Annotated in this window: 13 protein-coding genes; 7 read left to right on the forward strand and 6 right to left on the reverse strand. The window is 65.1% G+C overall.

Translation table 11 applies throughout. The features are described 5' to 3' along the window. Positions 1-58 precede the first annotated feature (58 nt). On the forward strand, positions 59-961 hold the full coding sequence (locus A9975_RS08375) for a M48 family metallopeptidase (protein WP_255503122.1): 903 nt from the start codon (positions 59-61) through the stop codon (positions 959-961). 75 nt (positions 962-1,036) lie between these two features. Next, positions 1,037-1,510 (forward strand): excinuclease ATPase, encoded by a 474-nt coding sequence (locus A9975_RS08380; protein ID WP_183032187.1) that lies wholly within the window; start codon positions 1,037-1,039, stop codon positions 1,508-1,510. A 95-nt stretch (positions 1,511-1,605) separates the two neighbouring features. Here the strand turns inward: A9975_RS08380 and argC are convergent, their stop codons facing one another. After that, positions 1,606-2,553, reverse strand: a complete 948-nt coding sequence (gene argC / locus A9975_RS08385) for an N-acetyl-gamma-glutamyl-phosphate reductase (RefSeq protein WP_183032188.1) — start codon at positions 2,551-2,553, stop codon at positions 1,606-1,608. 259 nt (positions 2,554-2,812) lie between these two features. Between argC and A9975_RS08390 the strand changes: the two genes are divergently transcribed. Further along, positions 2,813-3,214 (forward strand): type II toxin-antitoxin system MqsA family antitoxin, encoded by a 402-nt coding sequence (locus A9975_RS08390; RefSeq protein ID WP_174426065.1) that lies wholly within the window; start codon positions 2,813-2,815, stop codon positions 3,212-3,214. 24 nt (positions 3,215-3,238) lie between these two features. Here the strand turns inward: A9975_RS08390 and A9975_RS08395 are convergent, their stop codons facing one another. Next, a complete protein-coding gene (locus A9975_RS08395; protein ID WP_183032189.1) occupies positions 3,239-4,015 on the reverse strand; it encodes an exodeoxyribonuclease III in 777 nt (258 codons plus the stop codon). 30 nt (positions 4,016-4,045) lie between these two features. Here A9975_RS08395 and pyrE point away from each other — a divergent pair, with 30 nt between their 5' ends. The 4 genes from pyrE (at position 4,046) to A9975_RS08415 (ending at position 8,027) form a co-directional block, all read left to right on the forward strand. After that, positions 4,046-4,735, forward strand: coding sequence for an orotate phosphoribosyltransferase (gene pyrE / locus A9975_RS08400; RefSeq protein ID WP_006162743.1), 690 nt, complete (start codon positions 4,046-4,048; stop codon positions 4,733-4,735). Between the two features lie 178 nt (positions 4,736-4,913). After that, on the forward strand, positions 4,914-5,654 hold the full coding sequence (locus A9975_RS08405) for an acetoacetate decarboxylase (protein ID WP_150989874.1): 741 nt from the start codon (positions 4,914-4,916) through the stop codon (positions 5,652-5,654). A 96-nt stretch (positions 5,655-5,750) separates the two neighbouring features. After that, positions 5,751-6,533, forward strand: coding sequence for a 3-hydroxybutyrate dehydrogenase (locus A9975_RS08410; protein ID WP_174426068.1), 783 nt, complete (start codon positions 5,751-5,753; stop codon positions 6,531-6,533). 141 nt (positions 6,534-6,674) lie between these two features. After that, complete coding sequence (locus tag A9975_RS08415; RefSeq protein WP_183032190.1) at positions 6,675-8,027, forward strand: patatin-like phospholipase family protein; 1,353 nt, start codon at positions 6,675-6,677, stop codon at positions 8,025-8,027. Positions 8,028-8,078: 51 nt separating this feature from the next. Here A9975_RS08415 and A9975_RS08420 read toward each other — a convergent pair whose 3' ends face one another. The 4 genes from A9975_RS08420 to A9975_RS08435 all read right to left on the reverse strand — a co-directional run bounded on the left by A9975_RS08420 (position 8,079) and on the right by A9975_RS08435 (position 11,732). After that, the gene (locus A9975_RS08420) at positions 8,079-8,888 is read right to left on the reverse strand and encodes a polyphosphate kinase 2 family protein (protein ID WP_183032191.1); all 810 of its coding nucleotides are present in this window, start codon (positions 8,886-8,888) and stop codon (positions 8,079-8,081) included. A 48-nt stretch (positions 8,889-8,936) separates the two neighbouring features. Further along, positions 8,937-9,803, reverse strand: coding sequence for a diaminopimelate epimerase (gene dapF, locus A9975_RS08425; RefSeq protein ID WP_183032192.1), 867 nt, complete (start codon positions 9,801-9,803; stop codon positions 8,937-8,939). A gap of 100 nt (positions 9,804-9,903) precedes the next feature. Next, positions 9,904-10,797: a lipid A biosynthesis lauroyl acyltransferase gene (locus A9975_RS08430; protein WP_150989890.1), complete on the reverse strand. Its 894-nt coding sequence runs from the start codon at positions 10,795-10,797 to the stop codon at positions 9,904-9,906. Beyond that, positions 10,794-11,732, reverse strand: a complete 939-nt coding sequence (locus A9975_RS08435) for a lysophospholipid acyltransferase family protein (RefSeq protein WP_183032193.1) — start codon at positions 11,730-11,732, stop codon at positions 10,794-10,796. The genes A9975_RS08430 and A9975_RS08435 overlap by 4 nt, the downstream gene beginning before the upstream one ends. Positions 11,733-11,767 lie beyond the last annotated feature (35 nt).

The following is an 11,767-nucleotide window of genomic DNA, read 5'->3' on the forward strand; positions in this document are numbered from 1 at the left end:
GATTGCGTTGCCACGTCGACTGGCCGCGCTGGCGCTGGCGGCCAGCGCCGCGTTGAGCATGAGTGCGGCCCAGGCCCAGGCCCAGGGCCAGGCCCAGCCGCAGGACGCTGAAGATGGCATCCGCGTGCAACGCGGCGGCGCGTCCATCCGCCAGATCGTGCCGGTCGAGGTCATCGAGCAGCAGGCCTCGCAGGAGTACGAGCAACTCAAGGAAGAGGCGCAGGCCAAGAAGACCCTGGTCGGCGACAACAACCCGCAACTGGTGCGCCTGCGCGCCATCGCCAAGCGCATCCTGCCGCAGACCCCGCGCTGGAACGAGCGCGCGAAGCAATGGAAGTGGGAAGTCAACCTGATCAACTCCAGGCAGGTCAATGCGTTCTGCATGCCCGGCGGCAAGATCGCCTTCTACTCCGGCCTGCTCGACCAGCTCAAGCTGACCGATGACGAAGTCGCCATGGTGATGGGGCACGAAATCGCCCATGCGCTGCAGGAGCATGCGCGCGAGCGGGCCGCCAAGTCCGAGATCACCAACCTGGGCGCCAACGTGATCTCGCAACTGTTTGGCTTCGGCAACCTCGGCAATATGGCCCTTGGCACCGGCGCGCAGTTGCTCACGCTGCGGTTTTCGCGCTCGGACGAGACCGAGGCCGACCTGGTCGGCATGGACATCGCCGCGCGTGCCGGCTACGACCCACGCGCCGCCGTGTCGCTGTGGCAAAAGATGGGGGCGGTCTCGCAATCTTCGGCGCAGTCGGGCTCGGAGTTCCTCTCCACCCATCCCTCGGGCCGCACGCGCATCGCCGAGCTGGAGAAGCACCTGCCCGAGGTGTTGCCGCTCTACGCGCGCGCCATCGATTCCAGCGTCGGCAAGCTGCCGCCCTATCGGGCCAATATGGCCAACCTGAGCGCTGCGCCGGTCGACAGCGGCGACGACGACCGGCAAAAGCCACTAAAAAAGTAAAGGCACCCGAGAGGCTCACTTTATGGCAGATCCTGTACGATAAATACATCGAACCGGGGCAATGAGGAGAGGACCATGAAGCGTTGGGTGCGATTCAGTCTGATGGCCGGCGCGTTGCTGGCGGGCGGCAGTGCGCAGGCGGCCGACCAGCTGCTGAGCATGCCGATCGACAAGGCGCTGGCGACACCGGCGGCCAAGGAGCGCGTGGACCCGTCGATCAGGCTGCTGTTCGGTTTCAACAAGCTGCCGGGCGCGCAGGACGGCCAGTCTTTCAAGACCGTCAAGCGCATGCGCCGGCCTATCGACAACAGCAGCTCCACCGGCGGACCGCCGCCGCCGCCCGACGACGAGTTGTGCGCCACCCTCTTCGTGCAGGCGGTGCAGGAGTTGCAGCAGCGCGCGACCAAGGAAGGCGGCAGCGCCGTGGTCAATATCCGCAGCAACTGGAAGGACGACGAGACCGCCAGCGACAGCACCTACGTCTGCGCCAAGGGCAGCGCCTACCTTGGCGTCGCGCTCAAGGGCGTCGTGGTCAAGGCCGGGATCTGACCGAAGGGATTTCCCGGGGCGAAAAAAAGCCGGCGATGGTTTCGCCGGCTTTTTTTCATTCGCGGCTGGTGCCGCCGTATTAGCGCGTAAGCGTGTCAGGCGCTCAGGCCAGTCGCCTCGTCCGCGCCGACATGCACGTTCATGCATTGCACCGCGGCGCCGGCAGCGCCCTTGCCCAGGTTGTCCAGGCGCGCCATCAGCACGATGCGCTCGGCCGAGCCGAACACGAACAGGTCCACGCGGTTGGTGTCGTTGCTGGCCTGCACGTCGAAGAAGCCGCCGTCCAGGTTGGCTTCGTCGCCCACCGGCATCACGCGCACGAACTGCTCGCCTTCGTAGTGCTTGCGGTACAGATCGGCGATCTGTTCCGGCGTGACCTTGCGCGCCAGGCGATCCGGGTATACCGGCACCGTCACGGCCAGGCCCTTGAGGAAGTTGCCGACGATGGGGTTGAAGATCGGCGCCTGCGCCAGGCCGGCCTGCACGCGCATCTCGGGCAGGTGCTTGTGCGCGAGGCCGAGCGAGTAGGGGCGCGGGCTGTCCAGCTTCGGGTTACCGCCGGCTTCGAACTCGGCAATCATCTGCTTGCCGCCGCCGCTGTAGCCGGTCAGCGAGAACGCCGAGACCGGGTAGTCGGCCTGCATCACGCCGGCTTCCACCAGCGGGCGCACCGCCATCAGGAAGGCGCTGGCGTGGCAGCCCGGCACGGCGATGCGCTTGCTGGCGCGGATCTTCTCGCGCTGGCCGCGCGTGAGTTCCGGCAGGCCGTAGGCCCAGCTGTCGGTGGTGCGGAACGCCGTGCTGGCGTCGATCACGCAGGTATTGGGGTTGGTCACCAGCGCCACGGCCTCGCGGGAGGCAACGTCGGGCAGGCACAGGAAAGCGACGTCGGCAGCATTCAGAAAGCGTGCTCGTTCGGCCGGATCCTTGCGCTTGTCGTCGGCGATACGCAGCAGCTCCACGTCGGAACGGCCGGAGAGATAGTCGAGCAACCGGAGACCGGTGGTGCCTTCCTGACCATCTACGAACACTTTGAAAACCATGGCGGACTCACTCGGAAATACGAAGGGTCCCATGCCGGAATCGGATGGGAAGCAGCATTGTAACTAGGTTGGGGGACGTCGCAGGGCGCATGCCGCGGCGCATCGCAAATTCCCTTGTTAGTTGTAACCTAGTAGGTTAAATTCGATGGGGAAACATACGCCTCACTGCAGGCTCTCGGTGATCAGGACCTTGGCCATCGAAGGGCGGGTTTGCCTGACCAGTTCCGCTGCTGGTCGTGTCATTCAAGGAGCTGGAACCATGAAATGTCCAGAATGCGGGGGTGCGGAACTGGTGCAGGACACGCGCGACGTGCCTTATACGTACAAGGGCGAAACTGTCATCATTTCCGCGGTCTCGGGCGGCTTTTGTCCGGCGTGCGGGGAAATCGTGCTGGATCCGAATCAAGCGGACCGGTACGGCGAAGCGGCGGTGGCTTTCCAAAAGCAGGTCAATGCCGCCATCGTCGATCCCGCCTTCATCGTGGCCGTGCGCAAGAAGCTGAGCCTGGACCAGCGCGAGGCCGCCGAGATATTCGGCGGCGGCGTCAATGCCTTCTCGCGCTACGAAACTGGCAAGACCAAGCCGCCGCTGGCGCTGGTCAAGCTGCTCAAGGTGTTGGAGCGGCACCCGGAGCTGCTTGAAGAGGTGCGCTCGGCGTAGCCGGTGCGCCCTCGGCCGAACCTGTTACAGGGGGAAGTCGTAGTCGATCGACAGCGGCGCGTGATCGCTGAATTTCTCGTCCTTGTAGATCGAGGTGGCTCGCGCGGTCTCGGCGATCTTCGCCGTGGCCAGGTGGTAATCGATGCGCCACCCGACGTTCTTCGCATAGGCCTGGCCGCGGTTGCTCCACCAGGTGTACTGCTCGGGGCGTTGGTCCAGCTTGCGGAACACGTCCACATAGCCGTGCACGTCGAACAGCTCGCCGATCCAGCTGCGCTCCTCCGGCAGGAAACCCGAGTTCTTCAGGTTGCCCTTCCAGTTCTTGATATCGATTTCCTTGTGGGCGATGTTGACGTCGCCGCACAGCACGATCTCGCGCCCGCTGGCCTTGAGCTGCAGCAGGTGGGGCAGGAAGGCTTCCATGAAGCGGAACTTCGCCTGCTGGCGTTCTTCCCCGCTGGAGCCGGACGGCACATAGACTGAGATCACGGCGAGGTGCGGATACTGCACCTCGACATAGCGGCCTTCGTTATCGAACTCGTCGACGCCGAAACCGGTGATCACCCGCTCCGGCTTGTGGCGCGTGTAAAGGCCGACACCGCTATAGCCTTTTTTCTCAGCATAATGGAAGTAGCCGTGGTAGCCGTGTGGCGCCAGGAACGCTTCCGTCATGTCGGCAGCCTGCGCCTTGAGCTCCTGGACGCAGACCATGTCGGCGTCCTGCTTGCCCATCCATTCGAAAAAGCCTTTCTTGGCTGCGGAGCGGATGCCGTTGAGGTTGGCGCTGATAATCCGTAACATCTCGGGAAATTTTGAAATCAGAGAGAAAAGATGACGCAGCAGACGACGCCGCAGCCCGGCGCTGGCGACCTGAGCCAGACCTTCATCCGCTTCGCGCTCGACGCTGGCGTACTGTCCTTCGGCGAATTCGTGACCAAAGCGGGCCGCAAGTCGCCGTACTTCTTCAATGCAGGCCTGTTCAACCAGGGTGCGATGCTGGGCCAGGTGGCGCAATTCTATGCGAAAACCCTGCTGGCATCCGGATTGGAGTTCGACGTGCTGTTCGGGCCGGCCTATAAAGGCATCACGCTGGCGTCCGCCACCGCGGTGGCGCTGGCCGGGCTCGGACGTGACGTCGGCTTCGCCTATAACCGCAAGGAAGCCAAGGACCACGGCGAGGGCGGCACGCTGGTGGGCGCCAAGCTGCAGGGCAAGGTCGTGATCATCGACGACGTGATCTCGGCCGGCACTTCGGTGCGCGAGTCGATGGCGATGATCCGCGCGGCTGGCGCGGAGCCGGCCGCGGTGCTGATCGCGCTCGACCGCATGGAAAAGAGTGGCACCGCCGATCAGGTCGGGACGCATTCTGCAGTGCAGGATGTGCAGCGCGAATATGGCGTGCCGGTGATCTCCATCGCCAGCCTGAAGGACCTGCTGGCTTACCTGGACGCATCGCAGGATCCCGCGCTGGGCGGCTCGCGCGAGGCAGTGGCTGCCTATCGGCAGCGCTACGGCGTATAGTCTGGAATCTGTTGCCTGCTGCTTGCAACTCTTTGTCGCAATGCAGCAGATTACAGGGAACCGCGCACGAAAATCGCCGGTCTGACTGATCTCGCTGGCCGGCCCCCCGGGCGACGCCAGCGATTCGCCTTGCCGCCCGGCAAGGCGGCGCAGCATCTCTTCAGGAGGTTGGCTGGCGATGGACATCAAGACGATCCGCGAGCAGGCATTCGCCATGCCGCTTACCAATCCGGCCTATCCGATGGGGCCATACCGCTTCATCCATCGCGAATTCTTCATCATTTCCTACCGTACGGATCCCGAGCTGTTGCGCGCGGTGGTGCCGGAACCCCTGGAGATCACCGACGCGGTGGTCAACTACGAATTCATCCGCATGCCGGACTCCACCGGGTTTGGCGATTACACCGAATCGGGCCAGGTGATTCCCGTCACCTACCAGGGCAAGCCCGGCAACTACACCCACGCCATGTACCTCGACGACCATCCGCCACTGGCGGGCGGGCGCGAGCTATGGGGCTTTCCGAAGAAGCTGGCCAGCCCCGCACTGGCGGTCCACACCGATACGCTGGTCGGTACGCTCGACTATGGCCCGGTGCGCGTCGCCACCGGCACCATGGGCTACAAGCACCGCGAGCTCGACAAGGACGCGCTGGGCCTGGCGCTTGCAAGCACGCCCAACTACCTGCTCAAGATCATTCCGCACGTGGATGGCTCCGCTCGCATCTGCGAACTGGTCTGCTACTTCCTGAAAGACGTGCAGATGAAGGGCGCGTGGACGGGGCCCGCGGCGCTGTCGCTGTCACCGCATGCGCTCGCGCCGGTGGCTGGGCTTCCGGTGCTGGAAGTGCTCGGCGCCAAGCATTACGTTGCCGACCTCACCCTGGGGCTGGGCGAGGTGGTGTTCGACTACCTGGCCTGAGCGGCCACGCATCCAACGATTTCCAACGGTTTCCATCGGTTCCGGCCCTTCCGGCCGGCCCGGCTAACCTGAATCATCCAGACAGGAGAAACGTCCATGAAGCTCCAAGGAAAATCCGCCATCGTGACCGGCGCTGCCAGCGGCATCGGCCGCGCCATTGCTGACCTGCTGGCCAAGGAAGGCGCGGCGGTCGCCATTGCCGACCTGAATCTCGAGGCTGCGCAGAAAGCTGCCGCCGATATCGAAGCTGCCGGTGGGCGCGCCATCGCCGTGGCGATGGACGTCACCAACGAGGACGCGGTCAACAGCGCTACCGAGGAGGTGGCCAAGGCGTTCGGTGGCATCGACATCCTGATCTCCAACGCCGGCATCCAGATCGTCAACCCGATCCAGAACTACGCCTTCTCCGACTGGAAGAAGATGCAGGCCATCCACGTCGATGGCGCCTTTCTCACCACCAAGGCCGCACTCCAGCACATGTACAAGGACAAGCGCGGCGGCACCGTGATCTACATGGGCTCGGTGCACTCGCACGAGGCCTCGCCACTGAAGTCCGCATACGTTGCTGCCAAGCACGCGCTGCTTGGCCTGGCGCGCGTGCTGGCCAAGGAAGGGGCGGAGTACAACGTGCGCTCGCACGTGATCTGTCCGGGTTTCGTGCGCACGCCGCTGGTCGACAAGCAGATTCCGGAACAAGCCAAGGAGCTTGGCATCAGCGAAGAAGAGGTGATTCGCCGCGTCATGCTGGGTGGCACCGTGGACGGCGTCTTCACCACCGTGGACGACGTGGCGCAGACCGCGCTGTTCCTGTGCGCCTTCCCGTCGGCGGCGCTGACCGGGCAGTCCTTTATCGTGAGCCACGGCTGGTACATGCAGTAAGCGACAGGAAAAGCGGCCGGGCGGCGGTACCACCGCCCGGCCGGCATGACCGCGTGCAAGATCGGAAAGCAAAGTCATCAAGGAGGGGTCGTGGCAGGTGGACGTCGGCAGAAGCTGGATAAAGTGGCACAGGAAAACACAGTGGCACAGGGAAAGGGCACGCCGAAGCAGGCTGTAAAAAGCGCCGCGGCTGCCGTGGTAGCGAACCCGGCGGCGCCCACGCTCAAACGCGAGGCGCCAAAGCCCGAAGCGCTACGAGAGCCGGAACCCAACCTCCTGCCCCCCGGCGGCTGCGCGCCGCCGGACCTCGCGCCCGAGGGCGCCGGCCGCACGCGGCCGGTTCACCATGAATACACGGTCCGGGCTTTGGTGCTGCAGGGCGGTGGCGCGCTCGGCTCGTATCAGGCGGGCGTGTACCAGGGGCTGGCGGAGGCGGGCATCCAGCCTAACTGGGTGGCCGGGATTTCAATCGGCGCGCTGAACGCAGCCGTGATCGCGGGCAATGCCCCCGAGCGCAGGGTCGAGCAGTTGCGTGCATTCTGGGACTACATTTGCCAGCAGCCCTGGCTGCCCAGCCTGCTGCCTTACGAGGTGGCCGCGCAGGGCGCTGCGCACTGGCCCGATCCGCTGCGCATCTGGTTCGACGGCATCGAGGCCGCGCGTGCCATCTTCGAGGGGCAGCGGGGCTTTTTCCAGCCTCGTCCGTGGCCCAGCCTGGTGGAGCGCCAGTGCGGCCCCGCCAATGCCAGTTATTACGATACAAGCCCGCTCAAGGCCACGCTGGAGCGCTTTGCCGATTTTGATCGCATCAACTCGCAACATAACGAGATGCGCGTGTCGGTGGGCGCGGTGAATGTTCGGACCGGCAATTTCGCCTATTTCGACAACACCCGGCGCAAGCTGCGCGCCGAGCATTTCATGGCCTCCGGCGCCTTGCCGCCCGGCTTTCCCGCGGTGGAGATCGATGGCGAGTTCTATTGGGATGGCGGCCTGGTGTCCAACACGCCGCTGTCGGAGGTGCTGACCGCCCAGCCCCGGCGCGACGCGCTGATCTTCCAGGTGGACCTGTGGAGCGCGCGGGGCAAGCTGCCGCACAACCTGCTGGACGTGGCCGAGCGGCAGAAAGACATCCAGTATTCCAGCCGCACGCGCACCATCACGGATTACATGAGCGAGCAGCAGAACTACCGCCGCATGCTGAGCGAGGTGATGGCGCTGGTGCCGCAGGGGCAGCGTGACAATGACTGGTACCGCAAGGCGGCGGAGTATGCATGCGATGCGCGCCGCAACGTGATCCAGCTGATCTATCGCGACAAGACGTTTGAGGGCAACGCCAAGGATTATCAGTTTGGCTTGCTGACGATGAACGAGCACTGGACCAGCGGGCTGGACGACATCCGGGAAACGCTGAAGCATCCGGAGTGGCTGGCCATGCCGACACACGAGAAGCCGTTTGTCACGCACGACATCCATCGCGGCAACGGGCACGCCTGACCCAAAGCGAGGGACCGGCCTGGCCTGGTCCCTTCGCGTTGCGCTTGTGCCTCAGACCACCTTCAGCTTCGCCAACGCCGGCTTTCCCGGCGGATACGCCGGCTTCAGTTTCTCGAACACCGCCATCAGGATCTCCGCCACCATCAGGTTCCGGTGCGTCTTCGAATTCGCGGGCACGATATACCAAGGTGCTTCCGGCGTGCTGGTCGCGGCAATGGCGGCCTCGTAGGCGGTTTCGTAGTTCTTCCAGTACTGCCGCTCCTCCAGATCCTTCGGGTCGAACTTCCACTGCTTCTGCGGATCTGCCAGCCGTGCTTCCAGCCGGGCCTTCTGCTCGTCCTTGGAAATATGCAGGAAGCACTTGACGATGGTGGTGCCGGTTTCCAGCAGCATCGTCTCGAATGCCCGTAGCTGCTTGTAGCGGCGCTCGCATTCGGCCTCGTCGATCCACTCGTGCACTCGCGTGATCAGCACGTCTTCGTAGTGGCTGCGGTTGAAGACCACGATCTCGCCGGCGCGTGGCACCTGGGCATGGATGCGCCACAGGTAGTCGTGCGCGAGTTCCTCGGCGGTGGGGGATTTGAAGCTGACGACGCGGATGCCGAGCGGGTCGAAGCTGCGAAAGACGCCGCGCACGGTGCCATCCTTGCCGCTGGTGTCCATGCCTTGCAGCACGATCAGCAGCTTGCGCTGGTGCTCGGCATAGAAGATGTCCTGCTGCGCGTCGAGCTGGGTGCTCAGTTCGATGAGGCGGGCCTGGTCGGCGACCTTGTCGCCGCCGGAGAACGGCTTGGCGTCGGGACTGAAGCCGGCCAGGCTGAAGTTCTTGCCCGAGGTGATGCGGAAATCAGCGAGCGGCATTGTCACTCCATAGAGGGCGCGGCCATGGCTGGCCGCATTCCGCTATGGTCAGGCAGGCAGCCGGTCCAGGTCAATGCTGCCTTCGAATACCGTGGTGGCAGGGCCGGTCATGCGTACCGACTCGCCTTCGCCGTCCCAGGCAATCGTCAGGTCGCCGCCATGGGTGTGCACCAGCACCGGCGAGTCCAGCAGGCCGCGGCGAATGCCGGCGACGACCGCCGCGCATGCGCCCGTGCCGCAGGCCAGGGTCTCGCCGGCCCCGCGCTCGAACACGCGCAGGCGGATCGTGTGGCGCTCCACCACCTGCATGAAGCCGGCGTTGACGCGGTTGGGGAAGCTCGCGTGGTGCTCGATGATGGGGCCGTCCTGCAGCACCGGGAACGTCTCGGTGTTGTCCACCACCTGAACCGCGTGGGGGTTGCCCATCGAGACTGCCGAAATCCACCCGGTGCGGCCGTTTACTTCCAGTCCGTACAGCGTATCGCGGCCTTCGGCCCTGGTCGGCAGGCCTTCGGGGCGGAATGGTACGCGGGCAGGTTCGAGTTCCGGCGCGCCCATGTCGACCGTGACCTGGCCGTCGTCCTGCAGCGTCAAGGTGATCACGCCGTTCATCACTTGCACGCGCACCGAGCGCTTGTCGGTCAGGCCGTGGTCGGTGACGAAGCGTACGAAGCAGCGCGCGCCATTGCCGCAGTGCTCCACTTCGCCGCCGTCGGCGTTGAAGATGCGGTAGCGGAAGTCGACGTCGTCCCGGGTGGGTTTCTCGACCACCAGGATCTGGTCGGCGCCCACGCCGAAATGCCGGCTGGCGAGCGCGCGCCACTGCGCCGGGGTCAGGTTCAGGGTCTGGTGGATGCCGTCAAGCACGACGAAGTCGTTGCCGGCGCCGTGCATCTTGGTGAACTGGAGTTTCATAGTGCGATTGTAGTCGGGCCGTCCGGCGCTTGCTGGCGGCGTGTCGAGGGTGGCGCGGGCTGCATGTCTGGCTGGCGATGCCGCCGCCGCGCCCACGTGGTCAGTAGTTTTCGCGCTCGCCGTCGGGGCGGTGCTTGAAGCGTTTGTGCACCCAGTAATACTCAGTCACGCGGGGGCGGATGCAGTCTTCGAAGAAGGCATTCATGCGCCGGGTGTCCTCGGTCACGCTGTCGCCAGGGTAGTTTTCCCAAGCCGGCAGGATACGCAGCACATAGCCCTGGTAGTCGGGCAGCATCTCGGTATAGATCGGCACAACCTTGGCCCCCGTCAGCCGCGCCAGGCGTGATACCGAGGTCAGGGTCAGGGCTTCCACGCCAAAGAACGGGATGTACTCCGAGTCGCGCTCGCCAAAATCCATGTCGGCGATCAGTTGCAGGGCCTCGCCCTTGCGCAGGCAGCGGATGATGTCGCGCGCGCTGTCGTTGCGGGCAATCATCTTGGCGCCGAAGCGGCCGCGCGCGTGTTTGAGGAACCCGTCGAACAGGTCGTTCTTCTGCTTGGTGTAGAGCGACGCTCCGGAGCGTTTGACGTGCTCGCGCAGGTGGATGGTGAGGCGGATCGCGCCCGCTTCGACGCCCGAGAGATGCAGCGTGACGAGGATGTGGGGCGTGCCGTCCAGCGCCACCAGGTCGGCCTGATCGTCGATCTGGACCCAGCGGCGCATCTGCGCCTCGCTGCCGGTCCAGAAGATGCCGCGCTCGGCAAAGCTGCGAAAGACGGTGCGAAAGGTCTGCCGCGAGAGCGTTTCAATCTCGGCGTCGGTCCGCTCGGGGAAGCACAGGCGCAGGTTGGTCTGCACCACGCGGCGCCGGCTGCTGGGAATGAGGTAGAGCAAGCTGCCCAGGCCTTCGCCGAAGCGTGCCACGAGCGGATAGGGGAGCTTGCCCAGCACGGTCAGCAGGCCGATGCCAAGCCAGGTAAAAATACGGCTCATCTTTGGTCGTTGGAGTGGGAGACAGGCGCCGGTGCCGGCACCTCCAGGGGGTTGCGCGAAGCGTCGGCTGCGGGCGCGCGAGGTGGCTGGGCGGGTGGCGGTTCGGCGCCGCCCGGCTGCTTGTAGCGGTTGTAGCCCCACAGGTACTGCGTCGGGCATGCCTTCACCAGCTTCTCGACGGCCGCGTTGATCACCGCGACGGCTTCTGCCTGGTCGTCGGGCAGCGGGTCTTTGATGACCTGCATATGGCCGAGGAAGCCCGCGCCACGCGGCAGGCGTTCGGCGAAGATCACCGCGATGGGCGCGCCCGTGAGCTGCTGCAGGCGCTGCACCAGCGTCATGGTGTAAGCCGGCTTGCCAAAAAACGGCGCCCAGGCGCCTTCGCCGCCGGTCGGGACCTGGTCGGGCAGGATGCCGATGGCCTCGCCTCGCTTGAGTGCCTTGACCAGCATGCGCACGCCGCGCGGCTGCGCCGGCGCCATGGCCAGGTTAGGGCGCGTGCGCATCTTGACGATCCAGTCGCGCAGCCAGGCCTGGTGCGGCGGCTTGTACAAGGCCGTGACCGGATGCCGCAGGGCAAATGCCTGTGGGAGCACTTCGAAGCAGCCAAGATGCGGCACCAGGATGATCAGCCCGCGGCCCTGTGCCATCAGCTTGTCGAGTTCCGGCCAGAGCCGGTCGGCAAAGCTGTACATGCGCGCCTCGGGATGGCGCCGGCTCCAGAAATAGGGCATTTCCAGGATCATGCGACCGGTCGAGCGGGCCGCCTGCGCCACCATCGCGTCGCTGGCGTCGGGATAGGCATGGCGAAGGTTTTCCCTGAGCCGCGTGCCATAACGCCCCGGCAGGCGTGCCGCCAGCAATCCGAGCGCACCGCCGATGGCGTGCAGCCAGGAGAGCGGCAAGCGGGAAATCAGCCAGAACAGAAAGGTCATCGGATTGCGATAGCGGCCCGGCGGGCCGGGTGGGT

It is taken from the genome of Cupriavidus sp. UME77 (assembly GCF_014170355.1).
GTDB classification, from domain to species: Bacteria; Pseudomonadota; Gammaproteobacteria; order Burkholderiales; family Burkholderiaceae; genus Cupriavidus; species Cupriavidus basilensis.

Excerpts from the sequence above, each read along its gene's own strand:
- A9975_RS08375 (WP_255503122.1), top strand. The coding sequence starts at position 59 with ATGAGTGCGGCCCAGGCCCAGGCCCAGGGCCAGGCCCAGCCGCAGGAC.
- A9975_RS08380 (WP_183032187.1), top strand. The coding sequence starts at position 1,037 with ATGAAGCGTTGGGTGCGATTCAGTCTGATGGCCGGCGCGTTGCTGGCG.
- argC (WP_183032188.1), bottom strand. The coding sequence starts at position 2,553 with ATGGTTTTCAAAGTGTTCGTAGATGGTCAGGAAGGCACCACCGGTCTC.
- A9975_RS08390 (WP_174426065.1), top strand. The coding sequence starts at position 2,813 with ATGAAATGTCCAGAATGCGGGGGTGCGGAACTGGTGCAGGACACGCGC.
- A9975_RS08395 (WP_183032189.1), bottom strand. The coding sequence starts at position 4,015 with ATGTTACGGATTATCAGCGCCAACCTCAACGGCATCCGCTCCGCAGCC.
- pyrE (WP_006162743.1), top strand. The coding sequence starts at position 4,046 with ATGACGCAGCAGACGACGCCGCAGCCCGGCGCTGGCGACCTGAGCCAG.
- A9975_RS08405 (WP_150989874.1), top strand. The coding sequence starts at position 4,914 with ATGGACATCAAGACGATCCGCGAGCAGGCATTCGCCATGCCGCTTACC.
- A9975_RS08410 (WP_174426068.1), top strand. The coding sequence starts at position 5,751 with ATGAAGCTCCAAGGAAAATCCGCCATCGTGACCGGCGCTGCCAGCGGC.
- A9975_RS08420 (WP_183032191.1), bottom strand. The coding sequence starts at position 8,888 with ATGCCGCTCGCTGATTTCCGCATCACCTCGGGCAAGAACTTCAGCCTG.
- dapF (WP_183032192.1), bottom strand. The coding sequence starts at position 9,803 with ATGAAACTCCAGTTCACCAAGATGCACGGCGCCGGCAACGACTTCGTC.
- A9975_RS08430 (WP_150989890.1), bottom strand. The coding sequence starts at position 10,797 with ATGAGCCGTATTTTTACCTGGCTTGGCATCGGCCTGCTGACCGTGCTG.
- A9975_RS08435 (WP_183032193.1), bottom strand. The coding sequence starts at position 11,732 with ATGACCTTTCTGTTCTGGCTGATTTCCCGCTTGCCGCTCTCCTGGCTG.